The 26061-nt window shown below is 46.0% G+C and carries 26 protein-coding genes; 8 read left to right on the forward strand and 18 right to left on the reverse strand.

Annotated features, from left to right (window positions below; translation table 11 throughout):
* Nucleotides 1-42: 42 nt before the first annotated feature.
* Complete coding sequence (locus tag Q0785_RS16950) at nt 43-1062, reverse strand: fatty acid desaturase (protein ID WP_223637129.1); 1020 nt, start codon at nt 1060-1062, stop codon at nt 43-45.
* A 208-nt stretch (nt 1063-1270) separates the two neighbouring features.
* Here Q0785_RS16950 and Q0785_RS16955 point away from each other — a divergent pair, with 208 nt between their 5' ends.
* Entirely contained in the window at nt 1271-1501 is a 231-nt protein-coding gene (locus Q0785_RS16955; protein ID WP_223637131.1) for a hypothetical protein, read from the forward strand.
* A gap of 771 nt (nt 1502-2272) precedes the next feature.
* Here the strand turns inward: Q0785_RS16955 and cydC are convergent.
* From cydC to Q0785_RS16980, 5 genes are all read right to left on the reverse strand, one after another.
* On the reverse strand, nt 2273-3979 hold the full coding sequence (gene cydC / locus Q0785_RS16960) for a thiol reductant ABC exporter subunit CydC (RefSeq protein WP_298832677.1): 1707 nt from the start codon (nt 3977-3979) through the stop codon (nt 2273-2275).
* Nucleotides 3976-5700 (reverse strand): thiol reductant ABC exporter subunit CydD, encoded by a 1725-nt coding sequence (cydD, locus tag Q0785_RS16965; protein ID WP_298832680.1) that lies wholly within the window; start codon nt 5698-5700, stop codon nt 3976-3978. The genes cydC and cydD overlap by 4 nt, the downstream gene beginning before the upstream one ends.
* 177 nt (nt 5701-5877) lie before the next feature.
* Nucleotides 5878-6048: a hypothetical protein gene (locus Q0785_RS16970; RefSeq protein WP_298832683.1), complete on the reverse strand. Its 171-nt coding sequence runs from the start codon at nt 6046-6048 to the stop codon at nt 5878-5880.
* 111 nt (nt 6049-6159) lie between these two features.
* Nucleotides 6160-6888, reverse strand: a complete 729-nt coding sequence (locus Q0785_RS16975) for a hypothetical protein (protein ID WP_298832686.1) — start codon at nt 6886-6888, stop codon at nt 6160-6162.
* Between the two features lie 218 nt (nt 6889-7106).
* On the reverse strand, nt 7107-8750 hold the full coding sequence (locus Q0785_RS16980) for an AMP-binding protein (RefSeq protein WP_298832690.1): 1644 nt from the start codon (nt 8748-8750) through the stop codon (nt 7107-7109).
* 162 nt (nt 8751-8912) lie between these two features.
* Between Q0785_RS16980 and Q0785_RS16985 the strand changes: the two genes are divergently transcribed.
* Together Q0785_RS16985 and Q0785_RS16990 are read left to right on the forward strand one after the other, a co-directional pair.
* Complete coding sequence (locus Q0785_RS16985; protein WP_298832693.1) at nt 8913-10070, forward strand: SAM-dependent methyltransferase; 1158 nt, start codon at nt 8913-8915, stop codon at nt 10068-10070.
* Nucleotides 10067-10321 carry a hypothetical protein gene (locus Q0785_RS16990; RefSeq protein ID WP_223637146.1) on the forward strand — a complete coding sequence of 85 codons (255 nt, stop codon included), beginning with the start codon at nt 10067-10069 and terminating at the stop codon, nt 10319-10321. Before Q0785_RS16985 ends, Q0785_RS16990 begins: the two co-directional genes overlap by 4 nt.
* 52 nt (nt 10322-10373) lie before the next feature.
* Here the strand turns inward: Q0785_RS16990 and Q0785_RS16995 are convergent, their stop codons facing one another.
* Nucleotides 10374-10793, reverse strand: coding sequence for a hypothetical protein (locus Q0785_RS16995; protein WP_223637149.1), 420 nt, complete (start codon nt 10791-10793; stop codon nt 10374-10376).
* Between the two features lie 154 nt (nt 10794-10947).
* Between Q0785_RS16995 and Q0785_RS17000 the strand changes: the two genes are divergently transcribed.
* A complete protein-coding gene (locus tag Q0785_RS17000; protein ID WP_223637152.1) occupies nt 10948-11871 on the forward strand; it encodes an ABC transporter ATP-binding protein in 924 nt (307 codons plus the stop codon).
* Nucleotides 11849-12793: an ABC transporter permease subunit gene (locus Q0785_RS17005; RefSeq protein WP_298832701.1), complete on the forward strand. Its 945-nt coding sequence runs from the start codon at nt 11849-11851 to the stop codon at nt 12791-12793. Before Q0785_RS17000 ends, Q0785_RS17005 begins: the two co-directional genes overlap by 23 nt.
* A gap of 53 nt (nt 12794-12846) precedes the next feature.
* Here Q0785_RS17005 and Q0785_RS17010 read toward each other — a convergent pair whose 3' ends face one another.
* The 3 genes from Q0785_RS17010 to Q0785_RS17020 are packed head-to-tail and all read right to left on the reverse strand — an operon-like array spanning nt 12847 to nt 14988.
* A complete protein-coding gene (locus Q0785_RS17010) occupies nt 12847-13569 on the reverse strand; it encodes an alpha/beta hydrolase (RefSeq protein WP_298832704.1) in 723 nt (240 codons plus the stop codon).
* Between the two features lie 24 nt (nt 13570-13593).
* A complete protein-coding gene (locus Q0785_RS17015) occupies nt 13594-14208 on the reverse strand; it encodes an NAD(P)-dependent oxidoreductase (RefSeq protein WP_223637161.1) in 615 nt (204 codons plus the stop codon).
* Between the two features lie 48 nt (nt 14209-14256).
* Nucleotides 14257-14988 (reverse strand): NADPH-dependent oxidoreductase, encoded by a 732-nt coding sequence (locus Q0785_RS17020; protein WP_223637163.1) that lies wholly within the window; start codon nt 14986-14988, stop codon nt 14257-14259.
* Between the two features lie 106 nt (nt 14989-15094).
* Between Q0785_RS17020 and Q0785_RS17025 the strand changes: the two genes are divergently transcribed.
* On the forward strand, nt 15095-15649 hold the full coding sequence (locus Q0785_RS17025; protein ID WP_298832709.1) for a M15 family metallopeptidase: 555 nt from the start codon (nt 15095-15097) through the stop codon (nt 15647-15649).
* Between the two features lie 75 nt (nt 15650-15724).
* Complete coding sequence (locus Q0785_RS17030) at nt 15725-16300, forward strand: hypothetical protein (RefSeq protein ID WP_298832712.1); 576 nt, start codon at nt 15725-15727, stop codon at nt 16298-16300.
* 57 nt (nt 16301-16357) lie between these two features.
* Here Q0785_RS17030 and Q0785_RS17035 read toward each other — a convergent pair whose 3' ends face one another.
* From Q0785_RS17035 to Q0785_RS17060, 6 genes are all read right to left on the reverse strand, one after another.
* Nucleotides 16358-16717, reverse strand: coding sequence for a hypothetical protein (locus tag Q0785_RS17035; protein WP_298832716.1), 360 nt, complete (start codon nt 16715-16717; stop codon nt 16358-16360).
* Nucleotides 16718-17099: 382 nt separating this feature from the next.
* Complete coding sequence (locus Q0785_RS17040) at nt 17100-18779, reverse strand: sodium:solute symporter family protein (RefSeq protein WP_223637168.1); 1680 nt, start codon at nt 18777-18779, stop codon at nt 17100-17102.
* A gap of 84 nt (nt 18780-18863) precedes the next feature.
* Complete coding sequence (locus tag Q0785_RS17045; protein ID WP_223637170.1) at nt 18864-19136, reverse strand: sodium/substrate symporter small subunit; 273 nt, start codon at nt 19134-19136, stop codon at nt 18864-18866.
* Between the two features lie 45 nt (nt 19137-19181).
* Complete coding sequence (locus tag Q0785_RS17050) at nt 19182-19367, reverse strand: hypothetical protein (protein ID WP_223637172.1); 186 nt, start codon at nt 19365-19367, stop codon at nt 19182-19184.
* A 285-nt stretch (nt 19368-19652) separates the two neighbouring features.
* Nucleotides 19653-20645, reverse strand: coding sequence for a GNAT family N-acetyltransferase (locus Q0785_RS17055; protein WP_298832725.1), 993 nt, complete (start codon nt 20643-20645; stop codon nt 19653-19655).
* 6 nt (nt 20646-20651) lie between these two features.
* Nucleotides 20652-21314, reverse strand: a complete 663-nt coding sequence (locus tag Q0785_RS17060) for a diphthine--ammonia ligase (RefSeq protein ID WP_298832727.1) — start codon at nt 21312-21314, stop codon at nt 20652-20654.
* A 222-nt stretch (nt 21315-21536) separates the two neighbouring features.
* Between Q0785_RS17060 and aldA the strand changes: the two genes are divergently transcribed.
* A complete protein-coding gene (gene aldA / locus Q0785_RS17065; RefSeq protein ID WP_298832729.1) occupies nt 21537-22985 on the forward strand; it encodes an aldehyde dehydrogenase in 1449 nt (482 codons plus the stop codon).
* 99 nt (nt 22986-23084) lie between these two features.
* On the opposite strand, the gene fumC is transcribed toward aldA, so the two are convergent.
* Both fumC and Q0785_RS17075 read right to left on the reverse strand, forming a co-directional pair.
* A complete protein-coding gene (gene fumC, locus Q0785_RS17070; RefSeq protein WP_223637180.1) occupies nt 23085-24470 on the reverse strand; it encodes a class II fumarate hydratase in 1386 nt (461 codons plus the stop codon).
* Between the two features lie 82 nt (nt 24471-24552).
* The gene (locus Q0785_RS17075) at nt 24553-26052 is read right to left on the reverse strand and encodes a UDP-N-acetylmuramoyl-L-alanyl-D-glutamate--2,6-diaminopimelate ligase (RefSeq protein WP_298832733.1); all 1500 of its coding nucleotides are present in this window, start codon (nt 26050-26052) and stop codon (nt 24553-24555) included.
* Nucleotides 26053-26061: the final 9 nt, after the last annotated feature.

Below are 26061 nucleotides of genomic sequence, written 5' to 3' on the forward strand. Positions count from 1 at the left end.
AGAAAAAACCATTCCGCTAAGAATGGCTTTTCTGTTTGTTTCTTATTGTTCAGCCGTTTTCGAATTGCCAAGCAAGTGTTTGATATCACCGAATGTAACGAATGTTTTGTTCGGTGCATCATACAATTTGTAGCGCAATGATTTAAGGCTCGATTTGATATTGATCGTTGTTGCCTGTTGAAGCGGTGGCGTAGAAACATGCGCTTTTTCCAAGTTGTAGTTTGGAACACGCGGGCTCAAGTGATGCACATGGTGGAAACCGATATTGCCGGTTACCCATTGCAATACTTTTGGAAGTTGGTAATACGAGCTTCCTTCTACAGCCGCTTTTACATAATCCCATTCGTTTTCGTCTTCAAAATACGAATCTTCGAATGTGTGTTGGACATAGAATAACCAGATGCCGAACGCTCCAGCTACAAACATTGTTGTGCCTTGAACGATCAGGAATGCCTGCCAGCCGATTGCCCAGATTAATAGGGAGTAGATCACAACAAGCGAAATATTGATCAAATACGTGTTATTGCGTTCTTTTTTACGTGCATCTTTACGGTTGAAACGGCTTGAAATCAAGACCAGGAATAATGGACCAAATCCGAACATGACCAATGGATTGCGGTACATGCGGTATTTGAAACGTTCCCATTTAGAAGCTTCTACATATTCTTCAATTGTCATAACCCAGATATCACCAACTCCGCGTTTATCCAGATTACCACTTGAAGCATGGTGGATCGAATGCTCGCGTTTCCACTTCTCATACGCGAAAAGTGTCATGATGCCTGTAATCGTCCCGACAACTGCATTTGCTTTTTTGTTCTTGAAGAACGATCCGTGCGTACAGTCATGGAAGATGATGAACGTGCGGATAACGAATGCGGCTGCTACTACTGATAATGCAATGGTCAACCAGATAGAGACATCAAGTGCCTGATAAGCCAGGAACCATGCCAAAATAAAAGGTGGGATTGTATTCACTAATTGTCTTACACTTGATTTAACATCGGCTTTTTCAAAAGGAGCGATAAATTTGCGTAACTGTGCTGTTTTTTCTCTGCTCATGCTTTCGTCTTCCTCCTCTATACGGACTATTTCAGCCCGGATAACTTATTAACCTAATCATAAAGGAAAAACTACATGGCAATAAGACACAAACGTCTATCTTTCTATATGACAGTTGTCATGTATTTCAAAAAATCTACTTCTTTAAAATTACAAGCGATATGTGTATACTGAGAGTAATCAGAAAAATCAGAACGGAGTGAGGCGTATGACCGGTCTTGTCGCCGTCATTATGATCTTTTCAATTCCACTGGCAGGTATCATCACTTCGCATCTCCAAACACAGACCAAGCTTAAGCATAAGATGATCAGCACGGAGTTAGAACTCGAAAAATTAAAGCACGAGAATTTTGTCATCGAGACACAGAAGATGCGTCTCGAATTGGAACAATTGAAATTGGAAGATGCCAAAAAAGATGAGCACTTGCTGCTGAAGTAAGTCGGCGGAGTATGCCGCAAGTATGGAAAAGACCCTGCACACGATTAGGTGCAGGGTCTTTTTTGTGCTTTTGGGATTGTGCTTTTCTTCATTGTCCAGGCTCCAGCGCCCAGCTCTTTGGGTCATAAGCCAACCTGGCTGTGCGGCTGAAAAGACGCCACTTCGCCAGTCTGTCTTATGCCCGGCAGAGCTACACGGGCGCTTCCGCTTTTCTTTTTGTCCAGGCTCCAGCGCCTAGAACCTCGGGGTCTTAAGTCCGCTTGCCTGTGCGGCTGAAGGAGCGCCGCTTCGGCAAACTGCCTTAAGCCTGTCGGAGGTCCGCAGGATGCGGATCATGTAAGCGTTGCGACAGGAAGTCGCGCTTTTAGCTTACGTTCCTTGAAACAGGCGCTTCCGCTTTTCTTTGTCCAGTTGCAAGCGCCTAGCTCTTCGGGATGTAAGCCACTCTGGCTGTGCGGCTGAAGAGATGCCGCTTCGCCAGAGCGTCTTACACCTGTCAGAGCTGAACAGGCACTTTCACTTTTCTTGTTGTCCAGGCTCCAGCGCCCAGCTCTTTGGGTCATAAGCCAACCTGGCTGTGCGGCTGAAAAGACGCCACTTCGCCAGTCTGTCTTATGCCCGGCAGAGCTACACGGGCGCTTTCGCTTTTCTTTGTCCAGGCTCCAGCGCCCAGATTCTAGGGTCATAAGCCACCCCAGCCGCGTGGCAAAGAGCGCCACACCGCTGGTCTGTCTTATGCCCGTCGAATCTACACGGGCGCTTCCGCTTTTCTTAAGCAAATACACTATTTTCTATTTGCTTTAATTGGTGGAAATATGATTTTTTCTTCATCAGTTCTTCGTAGGATCCGGTTTCCACGATGCGGCCGTTTTCCATTACGATGATTTGATCCATCTTTTCAAGCCCTGCCAAGTCATGGCTGATGATGACGAATAGATCGTTCTCTCCCTGTTGGAATAATTCCTGGTAAATGGCGTGGCCAGTGAGGCTGTCGACTGAAGAGACCGGCTCGTCGAGAAGCCACAGCGACTTCCCTTTCAGCAGAGCGCGTGCAATTGCCAGCCGCTGCTTCTGCCCACCGGATAAATTCTGTCCTTTTTCCTCGACATTCATCTCCAGCGGAAACAACTCCAACTGAACTTTGGCCAATACCTGCTCCATCTGCTCATCGCTTGCTGAAGGGTCGGCGATCAATAGGTTGCTGCGGATCGTGCCGTAAAAGAAATGGTTCTCCTGCAGCACTACATTCATTTCCCGCCAAATGCTTTCCTGTGCGAGCGTTTCGACAGGCTTCCCGCCGATCGACAATTGTCCGTGGTCAAGCGGGAACACATTCAACATCAACTGCATAAGCGTCGACTTGCCTGAACCGCTTGGTCCGACAATCGCCGTCTTTGTACCTGGTTTCAAGTGGACCGAAACATCATCAACTGCCAAGCCCTTTTCTCCCGGATAGCTGAAAGACGCTCCGGTAAGCTTGATATCAAGCGGTCCACTCGGCAATTGAACTGTTCCTTGCTGTAAGGCCGGTTCCGCTACAATTTCCTCTAATCGAACAGCAGCTTTACGGCTTTCTTCAAAATAGGCGGGAAATGCGGCCATTGGTGCTACATTTTCAAAAGCAGCAATGGAAATCATGACAAGCATCGCCAAATACAAACCATTAAGTTCGCCTGCCGCTACGAAATACGCTCCAACGCCCAACACGAAAAACGAAACCAGCAATGCCACTAATGAATTGATGGATTGAGCCAGGTTTTCTTCCAGTCCTTCTTTTTTCTGCCCTTCATTATAATAGGCAGCATCGCTTTTCAATTGCTGTTCTTTCGCACCGAGCTTTTGATGGATTTTCAGATCGCGAAAACCATAAAGGAATTCAGTGGCTTCCACAGCCAAATTTCCCCGGTCAGCTCTGACCTGTCCATCCGTACGCCGTTTTCTGATGGAAAAAAGCGCGGGAACTGCAACCACTGTCAACAGCAGTCCAATCAGCATAACAACAGCAATCCCCATTGAGAAAAACGAGCTGAAGAAGATGGTGCTTAACAAGACGATGCCCAATACTACGGGCGGATAAAAAACACGCAGCAGAAAGTTCTGCAGGCTTTCGACATCCCCGACAATTCGCGATAGCAGGTCTCCACTCCGGTACTTGCCGAATATTCCAGGAGCTAGCGGCGCAAGACGTTCAAAAAATGACACTCTTAAATAGCTTAGCATGGTGAACGTTGCCCGGTGGGAATACAAGCGTTCCCCGTAACGGCTCAATGCCGAAGCAAAGCCGAATAGCTTCAGACAGGCAGCCATGACTACGAGTGTCGTCATTTGAGAGGTCAATGCGGCTTTGGAGATTAAATAACCACTTGAGCCCATCAATGCCACACTGGCGATTCCAGCTAAAAAACCAAAGAGGATAGCAATGGAAACATCCTTCTTTTCCATAAGCGTTTGTTTTAACACATGCTTCAATTCATTCATCGCACGCCACCTCCCTGCTGTGCAGCAAGCATTTCTCCATAAGGACGATAATTTCGCAGTAATTGATCATGCTTTCCTGCGGCTTCGAGCTTACCGTCTTCCAGGAAGAAAATCAGGTCCGCCTGCTTAATGGTATGCAGACGGTGAGCCACTGTAATGACGGTCGATGTTTTTTGCAGCTCACGAAGCGAGTTCTGCAGGATCTGTTCAGTCCGAAGATCCAAGCCAGTCGTCGGCTCATCAAACAGAATCAGCGATGGTCTCTTCAGAAACGCACGAGCCAGCGCAATCCGCTGTTTCTCGCCACCAGACAATCCACGTCCAGCTTCACCGATCCGTGTTTCAAAACCATGCTCAAGCGTTAATACCATTTCCGCAATGCCCGCCTTTTCAGCTGCTGCCAGCATCTCTTCATCACTGACCGGCCGGTCCGCTCCAATTTCCATGTTTTCGCGTATGGTTCCAGCGAAAAGATAAGGGCTTTGTGAAATATAGCTTAATTGGTCGAACCAGGACTTCTCGCTGATGTTCTCCCGTGGTACTCCATTGATCATCAATCGGCCTTCGGTTTGCGGCAACAGTCCTGCCAGCAAGTGTATCAGCGTCGTTTTACCGGAACCGCTTTTGCCGACAATCGCCACCTGGCTGTAAGGAGGAATTTCTCCAGCGAGTGGAGCCAGCGAAAAACCTTCTCCGTATTGGAAAGAAAGTCCCTCCAATGAGAGATGCGGCGGCTCAGGTGCAATGGTTTCACTGCCCCATTTCAATGGCGAATGGCTTTTCTCGAGTTCGGCAGATAATTGGTTGGCAGCCGATACGCTGCCACGCGCCGTATGAAAGGCACTTCCAAAATCCTTCAAGAGATTAAAGAAATCCGGTACTAAAATCAAAATAAAAAACGCAGTAAAAAAACTGATACTATCGAATACTACAAGGCGAAGACCAATCTCCAACGCGATAATACCGATGCTCAGCATCGAAATATACTCCAGCATCAACGAAGATAAGAACGCTGATTTCAATACTTCCATCGTCGAATCACGAAAGCTTAAACTGCTTTTGCGGATCGCCTTTTGCTGTTTCTCAGCTTGTCCGAATAATTTAAGCGTCGACAGCCCCTGCAAAATATCCAGGAATGTGCCGGAAAACCGATTGAGCTGTTCCATTTTTTCATCTGCTTTTTTCTTTGTCCCTTTTCCGACCATAGCCATGAACACCGGAATGAACGGGGCCGTAATTAAAATGACGACCGCCGATGTCCAATTTTGAGTAAAAATAACGCCCAACAACAGTATTGGGATGATATAGGTTTGAATCATTTGCGGAATATATTTACTGAAAAAGCCGTCGACTTCATCCACTGCATCCATCAGCAAGCTGACCTTCTGGCCAGATTGGCCTTGAGACGCTGACAGCAATGGATTTTCAGCAAACGACTTTATCAAATTATTTCGAAACTCATTCTTAACGTCAGCAGCCAGGTTGACACCCGCCCGGCCAATTGCATAACCGGCTCCTACACGCAGCAAAATCGCTGCGAACAAGCCGCCAAACAACGGCAGTAAGCTGTCGAATGAAGCATCTTGAAGAAAAACGCGATCCGCAATAAACACGAAAAATAAGGCTTGCCCGATTGTCGCAACACCTTTTAAAAACGACGCTACGGCCAGGAAGAGCATACTTTTTTTTCGTTGAAACGCCAGCTGTTTTAAATCGTTCATGCCATTCTCTCCTTCACTTTACCTCCTTCCATTATAAAGCATCTACTGTTGAAACCCCCGTGAGGTGCCCATGGCTTGAGGATTTAGAGAGGGGTTTGTTACAGCCCTGTTCACAACTTCCATCGTTTTTTCGCACACAAAAACCTGCAGCTGATATTCTCTGCAGGTTTGGGGCCATCAATTTTCAATTGTTCGTTCATATGAGCCTGTTGAAAAAATGGCCGTTTTTAACCAAGCCATATCTTCCTGTATTTTCAGTTTCAAGGATTGATCAACGCATTTTCGATATTCATCCATAAGCTTCTTCAGCTCGTATTCGAAAATGGCTAACTCTTCATCTGTGATCACTGCAAACACCCTCTTAGGTAAGCCGTTTTGCACGCCATGCTTTATTACCTATCGTTATAAGTATATTGTACCAAAAGATTTATTTTTTTGCCATAAAAACAATTTTTTATTTTACAAAAGCAGTAATAACATAGAGTAAGAAATCAACCCAGTACAAAAGGCCAACAAGCTGCTGTCCCTTTCTTCGGGCAGTTCTTCTTTTAAGACGTTCAAAATTACCCCACCTGCCAAGAAAGCAGTCAACACCGAAATAATCCATTCGTGGACTTCGGCAAAAGCACCAATTCCCCAGCCAATCAGAATAGCAACGGCTAACATCCATCTGCCGTATCGATCGTAATCCTCCGCATGAGTGGCACGCAAGGCTTTGTCATTGGTGATAAAATGGACACCCATCGCAATGAAGAACAAGGTCATACCCAACGCATCTCCGTACTCCTCCCTGACAAGCAAATAGGCGATGACTCCATTGTAAAGAGCAAAAGTGACGATGTGAATCCAAAAAAGACCTGATGCATTTTTGGACGCTTCTCGCTCGGGTTTTCTTTTCGAAGCTTTGACTGAACTCTCTAAAGCATAAAAAATGACCAGACCAGCCATGGCTACCAGGTAAATATGATTTTCCAAAAACTGCAGACTGCTATTTTCAAGCTCGCCCTGCAATTCATCCTGAAAAACGCTGAGCTCCGGCAATAAATGCAAAAATACATAAGCGACCGATATCCCGCCTGCAATGGAAAGGAATCGGCTGCGCGGCAAAACTTTCAGGAACTTTAGACGTTTTGAAAAAAGATGGATCAATATAAATCCAACGGCAAAAATAAAGCTAAGCCAAACCACCTTCAAGCTCCTCCTTTAGGCATGAATGCTGTACTACAAAATTTTCTGGATCACTGTTTGGAGCCAACGGATATCCTCCATTCAAGATAATCATTCTTTTTATGTATGTCCCCTTAGTTGAAGATCCGTAAACTAACCGAATGACCGACTTGGGTTTCTTCTATAAAGTACAAAAAAAGCGCCCCGGAAGACGCTTTCCTTTTTCCTATTCAAGTTTCTTAAACTTCCGTTTTCCGGCTGTGCTCGACAGATAACTCACGCAGCTTGAATTTCTGTATTTTCCCTGAAGCTGTCATCGGGTATTCTTTAGTGAACTCGATATAACGCGGAATTTTATGACGGGAAATTTTCCCCGTACAATAAGCCTTCAATTCCTCAGCGTTCAGCTGCTCTCCTTCTTTGAGGATCACCCATGCCATCAGCTCTTCTCCGTATTTCGGATCCGGTACCCCCACCACTTGGACATCCTGGACCGAAGGGTGCTGATAAAGGAATTCTTCGATTTCACGCGGGTAGATATTTTCGCCTCCACGGATCACCATATCCTTGATGCGTCCGGTGATGGCAATATAACCATCTTCATCTTCAATAGCAATATCACCGGTATGGAGCCAGCCTTCCAGATCAATGGCATCATTTGTTGCTTCTTCGTTTTTATAATAACCTTTCATGACGTGATACCCTCTTGTACAAAGTTCTCCGGGAACACCTGTGTCGACCTTTTCGCCTGTTGCGGGATCGATGATCTTCACTTCCACGCCGGTATGCGGTTTGCCGACTGTCGATACCCGCTTTTCAATATCATCGTCTGCCCGTGTCTGCGTAATGACCGGTGACGATTCAGTTTGTCCGTATGCAATGGTGATTTCCGATGCCCCCATATCGTTGATGACTTTTTTCATCACTTCAATTGGGCAAGGCGATCCTGCCATAATGCCTGTCCGGAGCGTAGATGTATCGAAAGACGCGAAATCCGGATGGTTCAATTCCGCGATGAACATGGTCGGCACTCCATGAAGTCCTGTGCATTTCTCATCCTGTACCATCTGCAGCACCCGTTTCGGTTCAAATTGTTCTGCAATGACCATCGTTGTGGAATGTGTGACTGCTGCCATCGTTCCGAGGACGCAGCCGAAGCAATGAAAGAACGGGACCGGGATGCAGAGCCGATCGGTTTCCGTCAAGTTCATCGTATCACCGATCAATTTGCCGTTATTGACGATATTCAGGTGCGTCAACATGACCCCTTTCGGAAATCCAGTAGTGCCGGATGTATATTGGATATTGATGACATCGTCCGGGTCCATCGACCGGAAGCGTTCTTCATATTCAGACTCACTGACGTTTTCAGCAAAAGCCTCAAATTCATCCCACGTGTAGATTCCCGGATAATTGTTGCCGCTCATGACAATCACCCGTTTGAAATGAGGCAGTTTTTCGCTGACAATGTCCCCCTTATCAGCTGTTGCCAAATCCGGACAAACCGTGTTGAGAATGTCTATGTAGTTCGCTCCTTTAAATTCCTCCCCTAATATCAAAGTGGTCGCGTCCGACTGCTCCAATAAATACTCCAACTCACTCGACTGGTAGCTGGTGTTGACTGTTACCAGCACACCGCCCATTTTTCCGGTTGCAAATTGGCTCAACAGCCATTCGCGCTTATTATCCGACCAAATCGCCACATGTTCCCCTTTTTCAATGCCGATTCCGATAAATGCCTTTGCCAGGCGATCTGTTTCTTCATCAAATTCCTTATACGTTTTTCGGATTCCATGTTCCGGATAGACATAAGCCTCTGTATCCGGGTTTAGCGTGGCCTGTTCTTTCACCACTTGGCCAACTGTCTTCTGCAAAATCACCATTTCCCATCCCCCTAAGTGAAAACGTTTTCAGTCCCCTATATATTATCACAAAATTCCAAATAAACGGAACCTGCTTTTGGCATGGCATAAAACCATCAGCTCGCTCTTTTTATGCACCGCATGATAAACTAAACCTATTATGTATAATGGAAGGGATAATCCATGGAATTACAAACAATGCAGGACCAACTAACAGAACGCCTTTTGCAGCAACAACTGGTGTCAGCCACCATCAGCCAGCCACGGTTAAAATCCAATGACATCAAACGGATCAAGCTGAAGCCGGTTGAGATAAAAAAGGAATACCTGATTCAATTCGAGTACCAGCATGAGCATGTCCTGAAACATGAGAATTTGCCACTCGAGGAAGCAGCCAGCAAATTGACTTCTCTTTTCAATGATTTCCGTCAGGCAATGTTCCAATTTACAGACGAGAAAGTGCAAATCCAGCTTTCCAAGAAATTCAAAGTCAGCTGGAAAACAGAGCGCACCGTAGAAAAAAAGGTGGAGCTGTCGCATAATCGTAAAAAGCAGTATTTGCTGGAAGATGGGATTCCCTATCCATTCCTTGTACGCCTTGGCGTGCAAAGTCCGGACGGAAAAGTCAAAAAGCAGAAATACGATAAGTTCCGCCAAATCAATCGTTTTATCGAATTCATTGATGACTCACTTACGTATCTGCCGCAGGACCAGACTGTCCGCATCCTCGATTTCGGCTCAGGAAAATCGTATTTGACCTTTGCGCTCTATCATTATTTGCGCATCGAAAAAGGGTTGGACCTCCGCGTTACCGGCCTCGATCTAAAAAAAGAGGTAATCGAGGAATGCCAGCAGATTGCCGAAGATCTTCGCTATGAACAGCTTGAATTCCTGGTGGGCGACATCAATGATTACAACGAAGAATCGGCTGTCGACATGGTTGTCACCCTGCATGCCTGCGACGTGGCAACTGATATGGCTTTATCGCGCGCAGTCAAATGGGATGCCAAAGTAATTTTGAGTGTCCCTTGCTGCCAGCATGAATTGAACAGCCAAATCGATGCTCCGGAGCTTGGGATTATGCTGCAGCACGGCCTGATCAAAGAACGCTTCAGTGCTTTGGCCACCGACTCGATTCGGGCGGAACTGCTGTCGCTGGTCGGCTACGAAACGCAATTGATGGAATTTATCGATATGGAACACACGCCCAAAAACATTTTGATCCGCGCTTATAAAACCGGACGAAAACCGGCGGTCGGGCAATTTGAGCGCTACAAGCAATTCACCGCTTTGCTGTCAGCCAAACCGTTTTTGGAAAATGAATTAGGGGAGTACTTATGAAACGAAAAAATCTGGTGAATGGCATGATTTTGGCCTTCTCCGTCGTTCTGATTCGCTTTATCGATGTCCGTATTTATGACATGAACCTGGTTGTGACATTGCTGATTCTAGTTGCTCTTATTTATGGAGCCATGCGGATTGTCGAACGTTTTCCATCTCTCGATCAGCCGGTCAGCAAGCGGGCGTCGTTCGCGGTCAACACGCTTGTCATCATCGCCATCTTTTTGGCGTTCTTTATCTTTAAACTTTAGGAAAACATGAAAAAAAGCGATGGCCAGAAATTGGACCATCGCTTTTTTCTATTTATGGAGAATTTTCATTGGGTTTTTGCTGTGCCTGTTCCTCGATTGTTTTATATATATAGGTTTCTACTGGCTCTAAAGTGAAATTCAGTTTACTGGTCTTCAGATGGTTTTCCAAATAATCCAATTGATGGTCTTCTACCGCCTCCGATGGCAGGTTCAGGATATCGTTGACATAAAGCATCCCTTCATTCGTTGCCATTGGACTGTCCTCTCCTGCCTTCTCACGTGATTCCACCTGCTCCATACCGAAAATCAGTCCCTCGTCTTCCAAGTTTTTCATCAACTCGGCATACCGCTCTTCTCCAATTTCCTGTGACAGATGCTGATCCAGTTGTTTGATGTCATCAAAATCCGCACCTTTATAGTATTGGGTATAGAACGCCATCAGCACCTGCTCTTTGTCCTCCATCTCTTTCATCGCCAATCCCTCCATCATTTCGCTGTTGCTTTTATTATTCCCTTTTCCTGAGTGCAATATGCATTGTTGCTGAAAATCACAGGAAATAACTGAAACTTTAGCCTTTGTGGTTCGTTATTACTACAGAGACAATGAGAGAAAGCAGGTGCATTAAATGGCTAAACAAGCGATCGTTCAAATAAAAAATCTGTCGAAAACGATCGGCAATAAGAAAATCATCAAGAACCTGAATCTTGATTTGCATAAAGGGGAAATCACAGGATTTCTTGGACCCAATGGAGCTGGAAAGACGACGACCATCCGGATGATGGTTGGCTTGATGCGCCCAACTGATGGGGAAGTTTGGATCGATGGCCAATCCGTACAAGCAGATTTTGAAGGCAGCATCCAGAAAGTTGGCGTGATTGTGGAGAACCCAGAAATGTATAAATACATGTCCGGGTACAAGAATCTGCTTCATTTTTCCAGAATGCATAAAGGCGTTTCAAAAGAACGGATTGACGAAGTCGTCAAACAGATCGGTATGCAGAATCGCATCAACGAAAAAGTCAGCTCTTATTCACTCGGCATGCGTCAGCGCCTGGGTCTCGCCCAAGCACTTTTGCATGATCCGAAGTTCCTCATTCTTGATGAACCCACTAACGGCCTCGACCCTGCCGGTATCCGGGAGTTCCGGATTTACTTGCAGAAAATCGCCCGTGAAAATGGGGTAGCGATTTTTGTCTCAAGCCACCTTTTGTCTGAAATCGAATTATTATGCGATCGGATCGCCATTATCCAAAATGGCGAATTGATCGATATAAAAGATGTCAATGAGCTTCAGCAATCCCGCTACTATATTCAAGCAGAACCATTGGAGCTTGTCGGGGAAGTGCTGACTGGTGCCGGGTTTCCGACAGTCTTGCATGCCAATGGCTATTTGATCGATTCCGGAGCTGAACATATTCCAGGGGCCATCAACTTGCTGGTCGGCGCCGGCGCCAGAATTTTTGCCGTCCAACCTTACCGCGAAACCCTTGAATCCCAATTCCTTGAAATGACAGGAGGCGGCGAAATTGCTCAAGCTCATACAAAATGAATGGATGAAATTATGGAGTCGAAAAATGACCTGGATTATGGTCATTTTACTGGTATTTGTGGTCTTTTCCGGCCTCGGCATCACCAAATGGCTGAATTCCACAGCGAATGAAAACCTCGATGAGAACTGGCGGGATCTTGCACAGGCAGAAATCGAAAACAGTACCATTATGTTGGCAGAACCTGGCCACAGTGAAAGCCAAATCGACTATTATGAAGGGCAAATCGCTATCGCAGAGCATCGCCTGGAAAATGAGATTCCTCCATTGGAATATGCCAGCATGCAGCAGCAGGTTATTGACACACACATGTTGATGTCGATCGTCACTCTGCTCGTAGTCATTGCAGCAGCCGGCATTGTCGCTTCCGAGTTTTCGCAGGGGACAATCAAAATGTTGCTTACGCGTCCCGTAAAGCGCTGGAAAATTCTCACCTCCAAATACATCACGATTTTGCTGTTTGCTGTTTTATTGACTTTAACTCTATTGGTTTCCACTGTACTTGCCGGACTGCTCTTCTTCGGCATCGGCGAAGGAACACCACTTGCATGGAATGGATCTGAAGTGGTGGAAACATCGTTCTGGCTGGAAGCCCTTAAACTCGCAGCACTTAAATTTTCAAGCGTCTGGATGATCAGTACGTTCGCCTTCATGCTGGGCACCGTATTCCGCTCCAGTTCTTTGGCTATCGGCCTGTCGATTTTCCTGATGTTCACAGGCATCCAAGCGGTTTTCTTTTTACAGAATTACGAAATCGTCAAATACTACTTGTTCACCCATACGGATTTGACTCAATTCTACACCGGTAACATTCTGGTCCCGGGAATCACTATGTCCATGTCCATCTTAGTCCTGACTGCTTATTTCCTGGTATTCATGGTCATCAGCTATTGGACATTCGGAAGAAGAGACGTTACAAGTTAAAAGCTTACTTTCCAATTCCATAAAAAAACGAAAACTGGCCCGGAACCCCCGGGTCAGTTTTCGTTTATCCATTCCGTTAACGCTTCTGCTACAAGATCCTGCTGCTCAATCGGAGTTATTTCAGCAGAATTATCCCCTTTTTGTTCGCCGTACAATCCGAATTGCGCATGGTTGCCTCCTTTGATTTCCACGAAGACACTGTCGGCAGGAAATAATCCACGGCTTTCTTCAATATCTTCGACAGTGGACAAGCCATCCCGCTCCCCATAGATCGACAGCATCGGTAAATCGCTTTCCGAAAAATCACTCGCTGGATAAGCACCCAGAAAATAGAGTCCGGCAAGTTTCGGGGAAGGGTCTTCTGCATAAAAAGAAGCAGCTACTCCACCTAAAGAGTGCCCGCCGAGAAACCACTCTTGCACATCCGGATACTCTTCAATCACTTTGTCTGCTGTTCCAGAACCAAGAATCCCGAAATTCAATGGCAAATGAGGAATCGATACTACAAAACCTTGCTCACTCAGGGATTGCCCAAGATAAGCGTAAGCTTCTTTTTCGACTTTGGCACCCTGATATAGGATGACTCCTTTGCCATTCGGTGATTCTGGACGGAAAATCAGCCCTTCCCCATCACTTTCAACCGCTGACAAATCCATATTGTCACCCAATACACCACTGGGTCCATAATCGAATTGTGCGTAAATAACAAAGCCTGTGACCACAATCACCAATAATGCGAAAATACTCATTAACATACGCAATAGCCATCTCTTCATAGATTTACCCTCTATCTGAGCCTATTAGTAAGCCAGGCCTACACGACTCTGGATGAATTCCGGTGATTCCAATTGTCGATAAGCGAATTCCGCTGTATCGCCAACTGTTATTTCTTTTCCTTCTTCAGGCAGTAAATCTTTTTCTGCCCGGTAATTGCCGCGGGCTTCCCCATCCGGCAAATATGTAGGGCAAACAATCGTCCAATCAAGATCTGTTTTTTCAAACAAGCGGTAGACAGTTTCGTGCTCTTCTGCAGCAAAAGTCATTTTGCGTTTCGAATCCCCGCCTTCATAGCGAAGCAGGCCCGGACTCAAGCGGCTGTCCAAAATTCCAGCCGTTCCGATTGTGATCACCCGTTTCACATGATGGTTCTCCATTGTCTTTACAATCAAAGGCGCCGCATCAGACAAGGTAGTCGAACGGTCTGTACCAATCGCACTAAACACCGCATCGACTCCTGCTACGGTTTTTTCAACGTCTATCGCATTCCGCACATCTCCCAGAATGACTTCCAAATTCGGATGTGATTCCAATTTTTCTGAACGGACCAATGCTTTTACATAATGGCCGTCTGCCAGCGCGCGCTTAAGAATCTCTCCTCCCACACGGCCAGTCGCTCCGAAAATTGCCAATTTCATTGTGCTTCCCCCTTGTGTTCAATCTATAGAAAAGAAGTTTCCTATCGATTACTTGAAATGATAGCCTTTTTTCGCCAATACCTCTTTGATATCTTCACGACGAGGCTTGCCAAGAAAGTCTGCCATTTGTTGTGTCCAGGTGGCCGTCTTCTGGTTCGAGCCTCTGCTTGTATAATAGGATTGGATCGTGTTGTCGTATTCCGGCAGAATTGTTTCGTATTTGGCTTCATCGTAGTTATTTTCGTGCAAGATGGCTTCAACCGGCAAACGCGGTTTGACGCCATTCGCTTCATTTGGCACCCCAACCGTCAGGCCATAAACCGGGAAGACGCCATCCGGCAAACCAACCAACTCACTGATGGCTTCCATGTTGTTCCGCACTCCTCCGATATAACAGATGCCGTAGCCTTTCGACTCAGCAGCAAGCGACAGGTTCTGGGCCAGCAAACCGACATCTGTCACCGCCACAATCAAATTTTCCGCCCGATCGAAGACGATATCCCGTCCCTGTATTTTACCTGCGTGCTGAAGGCGATTATAGTCGGCGCACATCAGAAAGACTGCTCCTGCACCTTCCATTTGTTTGGCATTCTTGGATAGTTCGCCTAACTTTTTCCGTTTTTCAGGATCTGTTACCCAAACGATTGAATACGCCTGGACAAAATGGGAAGTGGCTGCATGCTGTGCTGCTTCGACCAGTTCACTGACTTCCTCCCGTGATAATTGCTTTTCTTTATAATCCCGGACAGATGCATGTGCTTTCATTAATTCGATAACCATTGATTGTATCCCCTCTCTGTTCATTTCATCTATCGTACCAAATTCTTTGCCACGATACTCTTTTAGTGATTTTTGCTACAATAGAACTTAATAGAGGTGAACCGACTTGAAAAATACGAAGACCGCTTTTTCCATCCTTTTCTTGCTTATTCTTGGCGGTTTTTTGTTCATATGGCTGGAAAAGGAATTGGCGTTCCGTGAAGAGCTGGAACAGCGTCCTTTGCCCTCCGGCTTGCACCCCATTGTGGAAGAAAAACGCGACTTGCTGGTTGCTCGTGCTGCTGAGATCGGCATTGACATCCTGATTACAGACGGCTACCGATCTCCTGAAGAACAGGACGGTCTGCACAGACAGGGCCGCAGTGCGTCGGGATCTATTGTTACGCACGCGGAAGGTGGCGAATCCTATCATAATTACGGACTCGCTATCGATTATGCACTGCGTCTTGATGACGGTTCGGTGGTGTGGGATATTACACGCGATGACAATGGCAACGGTGAAAGAGATTGGTTTGAAGTCGCCGCCATCGGCAAAAGCCTCGGCTTTGACTGGGGAGGCGACTGGCAGCGCTTTAAAGATTATCCTCACTTGGAAATGACTTTCGGTTTGTCGATTCGCGAGCTGCAGCAAGGGTGGCGCCCCGAAGATAAGATGGAGTAACCCCGCGCTGCCCGTGTATCTTTTGTAACAGATAGCCCCGTTGTCCCGTCATATGTACAAAGGAGGCAGAAGGTGATGAAAACGATTATAGCAGCCTGTACACTCATTCCTGCCTTATTGCTGACAGCCTGTGGAAATGATGAGGCAGGAAAACAGCCAGCAGATGATTTATCTGATTTCACTGTAGCTGCTTCACAGGCCGAGTCGGCAAAAGGTGATTTCATCTACCGCTTAGCTACCGAAAAAGAACAATATACCGAAGGTGAGAAAGTAGAGATTTACGCCGAGTTGGAGTATACCGGTGAACAGGAAAGCATTGAAATTTCTCACGCCGCTTCTCCTTTCTATTTTCCTCTTCACGAAGAAACAAGGAATTATGCCGTCGAATATGCTATGAACGAACCACTTTTGACTACCCGCTTGATACAAGGTGAACCGCTGCAGGAATCCTATTCCGGCAGCGGCGGATACAGTGAAGCAGAAGATGTGGCCTATGTCGAATTTGTTCAGCGCATTATGGAGCAGGACTTTCCTGCTGGCTACTATAAAGTAAATGGTTATGCAGATTTCATAGTGGAAGCTGCCAATGGCTCAGCTGCCCCTTACGAAATCCATGCACAAATCGACTTTAAAGTAATTCCGGAAATTTGAAAGCAGCGCAGCCCAGTTGGGCCGCGCTGCTTTTTATCTGTTGCCAAAGCGGCAACCTTATCTATTGCTGCTGTAGTCAGTCAGGTAAGACAACGGCGTCAAGCAGTAAAGCTCTTCCGGACATCTTTGGGACACTTTAAATAGGTCCCAAAACAATTCTTCGGAAATTTCATACCGGTTTATCGAATCCGGCATTTTCTTTATCTTCGAGGCAGCCTGATCGACCTTCAGTTCTTCTATATCCACCCAAACCGTTTTGTGCTCACCTTTATCTCCCGGTTCTCCTGCATAAAAAACCTCTACACTTAATCGTGCAAATAACGTCACAAAACATTCTCCAGCTTCTTCATGAGAACCCTTGGACCTTGAAAAATAAAAACGGACATCTTTTTGATCAGCAGATGGATTTTTTGACATGACTCTATCATCCTCTCTGTTTTTAAAGATATTGATCAAAATGAACAAACAAAAAAGCCGAAAAGCCCTCCCTCGGAGAGTTGCTTTTCGGCTTTACTGACAGCTCTAGTCTCTGCAGCATTTGACCAAGTGATTCAATTGTCTACTAGGGTAAAAAAAGAAATGTTTGTTTAGATACGATCAGGTGGAAACGCTATTGTTTTCCTGTTGCTTCTAGCTTACTGGAATTTTCAGAATTAGTAAAGAGTCTTATCCAAATAGTCTTTCAATTCAAATGGACTGCTTCCCTATTAGGATATTTTCAGCACACCAAAACAGGAAGAAAGAATCTGAGATTCTCTCTTCCTGTTAATCCCACCGAATTGGTGAGTTATTAATTTGATTACTTCGTCACTTTGGTCTCTTCCGGAGTTTCTTTCAGCCAAACTTCTCCATCTCTATAGACCATTTCCTCTGGATAGCGAAGATCCATAACTTCTTCCTGTGTTTCTTTCGAAGGTGCTTTAGTAGCCAATGAGACGACTATGATGGTGATGATTGCCGCTGCAGCGCCAAATACTCCTGCACCTGTATCGATGATGCCGAATAATGTAAAGCCGCCGTATTGTGCAGAGAAAATATAGATGAGTGTGACGGTCAATCCGACCAGCATTCCGGCAATTACACCCGGCCCGTTCGCCCGTTTCCACCACACCCCTAAAATGAGTGCTGGGAAGAATGTTCCGGAAGCCAAGGCAAATGCCCATGCGACAATTTGTGTAATGGCCCCTGGAGGATCCAAAGCTACAATCCCAGCTGCGACAGTTGCAATAATGATGGACCAGCGGCCAACTAGTAGGCGTTTTCTTTCAGTCGCCTGTGGATTGATCGAACGGTAGTAAATATCCTGTGAAAGGGCTGCTGAAATAGCAATCATTAAACCACCCGCGGTAGAAAGGGCGGCGGCCATTGCGCCTGCCGCCATCAATCCGACGACAAAGACTCCGAGATTAGCAATTTCAGGGGTGGCCATAACAACAATATCACGGCTGATAACTAACTCAGCCCATTGCAGTATGCCATCTCCATTTGCATCCGCTATAGAAAGCTGGCCCGTATTGACCCAAGACGTGGTCCATGCCGGCAGATCCGCAATCGATGAACCTGCGACTTGCGTCATCAGGATAAAACGGGAAAATGCGGCATAGGCAGGAGCTGAAAGGTAAAGCAAACCGATAAACAATAATGCCCATGCTCCACTCCAACGTGCTGCTTTCATGGTCGGAACTGTATAAAAACGGACAATAACATGCGGAAGTCCCGCTGTTCCGGCCATCAAAGTAAACATTAAAGCTAAAAACTGCCAACGCGTTGCTTCAGTGAAAGGCACAACGTACTCTGAAATGCCTAATTGAACATCCAGCACTTGAAGTTCACTGACAATTTGACCATAAGAAAGCCATGGCAATGGATTGTTCGTAAGCTGCAGTGACATGAAGATGACGGGGATCAGGTAGGCAGTGATCAACACAAGGTATTGAGCCACCTGTGTCCAAGTGATTCCCTTCATGCCACCCAATGCTGAGTAGAATGCGATTAGTGCCACACCAATCATCGTTCCAATCGCCGTATCCACTTCAAGCAGACGGCCGATTACTACTCCAGAACCTGAAAGCTGGCCGATGGAATAAGTGAAACTGATGATGATTGTAGCTACAGCCGCAATCAGGCGAGCTGTGCTGCTATTATACCGATCCCCGATAAACTCTGGTACCGTATAACGGCCAGACTTTCTCAATTGGGGAGCGAGCAGGAAGGTCAACAGCAAATATCCGCCTGTCCAACCCATAATATAGGCAAGCCCATCATAGCCCAGAAGCATGACTGTCCCTGCCATCCCAATAAAGGAGGCAGCACTCATCCAGTCAGCACCGATTGCCATCCCGTTGAAGACAGCCGGAACATTTCGTCCTGCTACATAAAAGTCCGATGTTTTTTTGGCTAAGTTATAGAAAGCGATTCCGATATACAGCCCGAAAGTCGCTAATATAAGGCCCAGTGATACAAGAAATTGTGTATCCATTGCGTTTCCCCCTTTTCAAGTCATAAGAAATTTTACCTGGATGCTTTTTCGCCTTCTTTTTTGAAGTACTTATGCAGCTGGCGATTATTTCTTTTTGCCTTGATCCAGGCCGAATTTTTTATCGATGCGGTCATTGATTATTGCATTTATGAATAATAAGAAGATGAAGATCAATACGGCTCCCTGCGCTCCCATGAAATAATGGAAAGGAAATCCGTTTATGCTGAAACCGGAAAGTTCTTCTGCAAAAAAGACTACCACGAAGGAAGCACTAAATCCGATAAGCAAATAAATGACTACCAAGGTTGTACGAATACGGAAATAAGCATCTGCATCTTTTTTATCAATCTTTCTCAAGAGCTTCACCCCATTCTTTTAATGATGAGCCTACTGCTTTGTCGTTCAGCCTTTCAAGTAAAAAATGAATCGGATTGTTTCCATGAACGGCAAAGGAACCATAATGACCTTCACCAACATAAAGGCAAAAATTGACCCGAAAGGTACTAGGAAAAAAAGCGGTTTCCGCTTTTTCAACCCTGTCACGACAGAAAGCACCGTAATCAAACCAAAAGCGATTACCCAGATCATTTTAATCCCCCTTTAAATTTGAAAGCGTCTTCATTTAAAAATATACAAGCTTGTTAAAATTCTCTTTATCACCCTCCCTTACCATTTTTAGTATTTTTTAGCACTTCCAAGTTTTAATTATTCTAAACTTTCGGACTATTGTCAACAGTTTTTTGGGCCGAAAGGATACAGAGAATGCCAAAAGCAATTAAAAAAAGACGTCCGTTTAAGCGACCACTTACTTAACCGGACGTTCTTCTAATTTATAGCCAACATAATAAATTGACATAAGCTGGCCATACCCTTTTAATCGCCATGTGCCCAGGCAATCCGTGGGTCGATTTTTCTCGTCATACGTACCATCACTGGTTGAAAGCCCATTCGTGGCCAGAAATAGGAAGCTAATTGGTTGGGGGTATGCCAATCCGCATAAATATACTCATATCCCTGTTTCTTCATTTCATTGAAGCAGTGATTGGCTAACGCACGTCCTACTCCTTTTCCTCGAAGATCCGGGTTTGTCGATGCGGCGGGAAGCTCTGCACAATTCTCAGGCATCACTAAACTCATCGGATCTTCTTTCCGGAAATAAACATGGAATCCGGCAATTCGGTCCCCCTGCTCCGCCATCCATAGATAAGCATCCTGGTTCTCAGTTAAAGCTTCGTAGTTTTTCTTGACGTCTTCCAATGTTTCTCTTGTGATGGGCAGCCATGAAGGAGCCGCTGCCTGATGAATGCTGTTCCACATGCCCATTTTCTTAAGCAATGGTGCGTCTTCTTTACTGCCTTTTCGGAATTCCAGATTTGGAAGAGTTCCATTTTCCGGTTCAAAATCATCGAGCGACAGTATGCCATACTTCTGATCAAAACTGAAAGACTGGTCCAGCCATTGATCGATAACCGCTTCATTGCCGAGAGGAGCCAGCAGCATGTGATGAAAATAACCGTGCTTGACCCATTCAGCTCCGGCATCAGCGTACAGCAGCCTCAATAGCCGGGGATTTTCATGTTCGCTGATGGCGATGGATTCATAATCCATCCAGACATAGCGGCCATGCTTGGCATCCTCCTTAAATTCATAAAGCAAATAACCGATGACATCGATGCCTCTGACTGCAATAATTCCGTTGATGAAAGGACGTTCCAATATTTTTCTCAGGACCGCTTCCGTATCATCAATCTCTTCGAATCTTGAAGGTAGAAAGTGGAAGATTTTCCGCTCCCGTTCATGCCGCTTCGCGAGCAGTACGGACATCTGCCGAATATGTTTTTCTTCCATCCCTGTAATTTGAATCATTCACGATCACTCCTCTGAATGAAGTTTCACTTCCAATATCCCGTAATTACCGGCTCTCACCTTTTCGCCAAACCGAACCGGAACCGGCTCTACAAAAATCGGTCCGTCGACGATCATCGTATGGAATTCCCCTTCTTCTCCACAGGCATCAACGCCTGCAGCTTCCAGTTCATCGATTAACTCGTGTGTAAATTCCCGTCCCAAAAACTTCTCATCCAGCCGCTTGGTATCGACTACGGTGATGACAGCCCGAAAACCTTCATCAATCAATTCCTGCAATATTTTTTTGCGCGGCTCCTGCCATAACGGATGGTTGACGTCCATATCAGCTTCTGCACTGACTTTTTGCACCCATTCTAAATGGTCCTGCAGATCGATGTCGCCATAAACGCCCATATTGATGCCCTGCGTTTTAAAGTTCTTCAGCTGCTTGATGAATTCCTTTTCATATCCCGACCAACTGGCCTTTCCGATAACCAAAGGCAAACCCATCCGCTCAGCTTGCGCTTCCATGACTTCCATCGGCAGCCCGTGCGATCGTGATTTGGCGCCATCTTCTTCAAACATGGTGAATAAGGCGATCGGCACATGCCCTTGCAGTACCGCCCGGTAATAAGCTAGTGCTGAATCTTTTCCGCCGCTCCATGACATTACAAATGATTTTTGCATAATGCACCTCTTCTTTTCTAATTCGCTGTTGCTGTAACTAGTTCGCCGTTACTTGATCAGAATCCTTTTACAGCGAACAATTTTGACGTTTTGAAATTGCTGGCAGGCCTCTCAGCTGAACAGAATTATCTTCTACCCCGCCAAACTCCTTTATCTTCTGTTCACCTGTTTAACACGTGAAAGTACAGGGAAAACTTTATTAAATACAAAGGAGGCAGATGAATGCAACAGCATCGATTATATGTGAACGGCAAGTATACCGACTCCACAGGAACAGAATGGATTGACATTATCAACCCTTCAACAGAAGAGATTATATCGCAGATCCCTAAAGGAACCAAAGAAGATGTCGATCGTGCAGTAGAGGCCGCATTCAAGGCGCAAAAAGCATGGGAGCTCACACCGAACATCGAACGCGGCAAAATTGTCCGCAAGCTTGGAGACAAAATCGCTGAAAAACGCGATACATTTATTGACCTGCTGCAGGAAGAACAGGGAAAAAGCTATGAACTGGCTAGCGGCGAAGTCGATCTTGCCATTGATTATTTCCATTACATGTCTGAATGGGCACGGCGGATCGAAGGTGAAATCCTGCCGAGCGATCGTCCAAATGAAAATATCTTCATCTACAAAAAACCGATCGGGGTGGTAGCCGGCATCGTTCCCTGGAACTTCCCGGTCTTCATCCTCGCCAGAAAAGTAGCGACTGCTCTTGTCACCGGCTGTACGCTTGTCCTGAAACCAAGTCAGCAAACACCCAATACCGCTATGGAATTCACAAAGATCATCGATGAGATGAAGGAGATTCCAGCAGGTGTCTATAATGTAGTAACCGGAACCGGCTCCGAAATCGGCAACGCACTCGCTTCACATGAAAAAGTGCAACTGGTCACCATGACCGGCAGTGTTCCAGCAGGTACGAAAGTGATGGAGGCCGCCGCGAAAAACATCACCAAAGTCAATTTGGAATTGGGAGGCAAAGCTCCCGCCATCGTCACTCAAAACGCAGATCTTGATCTGGCAGCTCAAGCCATCGCCACTTCACGGTTCGCAAACAATGGCCAAGCCTGCACAAATGCAGAAAGGGTCTACGTTCACGATAGCGTCGCAGAGGAATTCACGAAAAAGCTCACTGCTGTTTTTGAATCACAGGTTATGGGAGACCCGCGTCAGGACAAAGAAGCGGACATGGGCCCTCTTGTCAGCCAGGACCGGCTCGACACTGTCCATGACATGGTCAAACAAGCCGTAACCGAAGGTGCCACTGTGGCAATCGGTGGTGAACGCGACAGCAGCCAATCCGGATTTTTCTACAAACCCACCATCCTGACAAATGTGGTACACGATTCAGCGATCATCCGGGATGAAATTTTCGGTCCTGTGCTGCCGGTCACCACTTACAGCACGCTGGAGGAAGCCATTGAAAAAGCGAACGACACAGAATTCGGCCTATCCTCATCTGTTTATACAAATGATTTGAACGAAGCCATGCAGGTCGTTAATGAAATGAAGTTTGGCGAAACCTATGTGAACCGCGAGAACTTTGAAGCCATACAAGGTTATCACGCCGGAATGCGCAAGTCGGGACTCGGCGGTGCAGATGGCAAACATGGCATGGAAGATTTTCTAGTCACGCAAGTGGTTTACATGCAATATAAAAACAATAACTAAACGAAAAAAACTCTCTTCCTATAGAAAGGAAGAGAGTTTTTTAGATAGAGAGCGTTTCCTCTCTGCAGCCGAGTAAGTCCCGGCCGCTTCCATCTTAGTTTATTTTTTTCCTACCATGTTCTCTGGTTTAACCCATTCGTCAAACTGGTCAGCCGTCAAATGACCGCTGTTTACAGCAGACTCTTTTAATGTCGTGCCGTCTTTATGCGCTTGTTTAGCAATTGCTGCCGCTTTCTCATATCCAATGTGGGGATTTAATGCCGTCACCAGCATCAATGAATTGCTGACATGGTTTTGAATAACATCCAAGTTGGCTTCAATGCCCACAGCACAATGATCATTGAAGCTGATCAGGCTGTCAGTCAACAGACGGACAGACTGCAGGAAGTTGTAAGCGATAACCGGTTTAAAGACATTCAATTCAAAGTTCCCTTGGCTCGCCGAGAAGCCGATGGTTGCGTCGTTGCCCATTACTTGAGCCGCTACCATCGTCAACGCTTCACTTTGGGTCGGATTCACTTTTCCTGGCATGATGGAGCTTCCAGGCTCGTTTGCAGGAATCGTAATTTCGCCGATGCCGCTGCGGGGACCGCTTGCCAACCAGCGTACATCGTTAGCAATTTTCATTGCATCTGCAGCTAAAGCTTTGACCGCCCCATGTGTGTATACCATTTCGTCATGGCTTGTCAGTGCATGGAATTTGTTTTCTGCAGAAGTGAACGGTGTTCCAACTGCTTCACTGATGAACTCAGCAACTGAAGGGCCGAAAGTCGGGTCGGCGTTGATGCCTGTTCCAACTGCTGTACCGCCGATAGCCAATTCACGCATATGTTCAACGCTTTCACGGATCATGCGCTCGCTTTTTTCAAGCATATGCTTCCAGCCGCTGATTTCCTGGCCAAGTGTCAAAGGCGTCGCATCCTGTAAATGGGTACGTCCGATTTTGATGACCTCATCGAATTGCTTCGCTTTTTCATCCAATGTCGCCTTCAGCTTTTGAACAGCCGGCACAAGCTTTTCAGTTACTGCTAGAACTCCAGCAACATGCATAGCTGTCGGATAAGTATCATTTGAGCTTTGAGACATATTCACGTCATCATTTGGATGAAGTTTTTCCTCAGAATTCTGTTCGGCCAGGATTTCATTGCCGCGGCGCGCCAGAACTTCGTTCATGTTCATATTGGATTGCGTACCGCTCCCTGTCTGCCATACAACCAATGGGAAATGATCGTTCCACTTGCCTTCGATCACTTCATTTGCCGCAAGTTCAACGGCTTTCATCTTCGCTTCAGACAGTTTCCCCAGTTTATGGTTTGCTTTGGCTGTCGCTTTTTTCAACTCGGCAAAAGCCATGACGACCTCATGCGGCATACGCTCTGTACCGATTTCAAAATTCTGTACGCTGCGCTGCGTTTGAGCGCCCCACATTTTATCCGCTTCAACTTGAATTTCACCGATGGTATCTCTTTCTGTACGATACTGCATTCCATTCACTCCAATTCTGATGTCTATGTATTCTTCTTTTCTATTATAACCACATCCAGACGCTAAAAAGCGACCTTTGCGGTTAAAAATCGCTGGTTTTACTACTGAAAAATTCTTCTATGATGGCTTCATCAGAATGCGGGATATACTCCCCTTTGACAATTTGGGCACCGTTGATCGACCCACTGGACAATAGAACGAGATCGTCCGGTCCACTTTCCTGCAGTGCTGCGAGAACTGCTTCACGACGGGAATCAGCAGTCACTACCGTCTGCTTGTACGGCAAAGTAAACCCCTTGAGCACCGCATCAATCACTGTGCGGGGTTCATTGTCTCCAGGATGGTCAACGGTTACTACAAGAACATCCGCTTTCCCTTCAGCAGCTTTGGCCATCTTCGGCATTTTCGAGAAATCCCGTATGCCAATGCCAGCGATGAGCGCTATGAGTCGGTTATGCGATAGTTTTTTCACTTCCTCCAGAACTGCTGCCAATGCCACTGGCGTATGAGCATAATCCAGAATGATTTTCCGGTTTTCTGGGCCCTGAATCACCTGGAAACGCCCTTCGACTTGAGACATTTTCGGCACAACAGCGAGTATAGCTTCTATGCCGATGCCGGATAGCAATGCCGCACCGATAGCTGCAGTCAGATTAGCTGCATTATATTCACCATAAAGCGGTACATGCACAGGCCACCGCTTCCCCAGATAATGCAAGTCGAATTTCAATCCGGTATCAGAAGATTCACAGACTGTCCAGATCAAATCAGCATCGGAATTCACCTGGCTGCTGTATGTCAGATGAGGACACTCGATGACTTCCAAAATTTGCTTTGCCATTCCTTCATCATCTATATTCACGACCACAGCATTAGACTGCTTGAACAATAATAATTTCGATTGAAGATAATGCTCGAAGATTTTATGGTACTCCAAATGTTCTTCCGAAATATTGGTGTGTATAGCTACATCAAAGCGAATGCCTTCTACGCGTTTTTGGTCCAATGCAATAGAAGAAACCTCCATCGCCACTGCACGATCATTTTCCATTACAAACTTTGAAAAAATCTTATGGATGTCCGAAGAGATTGGAGTCGTGGGAGTGCTTTTATGGAATGGGATTTTGCCATTTGCCCCTAAAACCCCCGTTGTCCCAATAAACCCACAGGAAACGCCAAGTAGGTTGAACAGATTATAGACATATGTAGCTGTGGTTGTTTTTCCATTAGTTCCGGTAACACCGACTTTAAGTAAGTTTTGTTGAGGGGAGCCGTAAAAGAAATCAGACATGTGTGCGAGTGCCGTCCGGACATTTTTAACCACTGCAAAGGAGAGTTGCGGATGCTTCTTCGCGTATTCAGCCAGCAGACGTACGTCGGAGCCGACAATTGTTGTCGCTCCTTTAGCGATGGCTTCACCGATATATAAATGTCCATCGGTATTTTCACCCGGCACACAAAAGAAAGCGCAGTCTTGAGTAATCTGTGTAGAATTGTACTCGATTGAACTGACCTTCGGCTTTTCTGGTCCAAATAGCGTAGTGATGGGGAAAGAAGGAATGCTGGTGAGTTGTATCTCCATTTAAAGGCT

Origin of the sequence: uncultured Planococcus sp., assembly GCF_947501725.1 — a bacterium.
GTDB lineage: Bacteria > Bacillota > Bacilli > Bacillales_A > Planococcaceae > Planococcus > Planococcus donghaensis_C.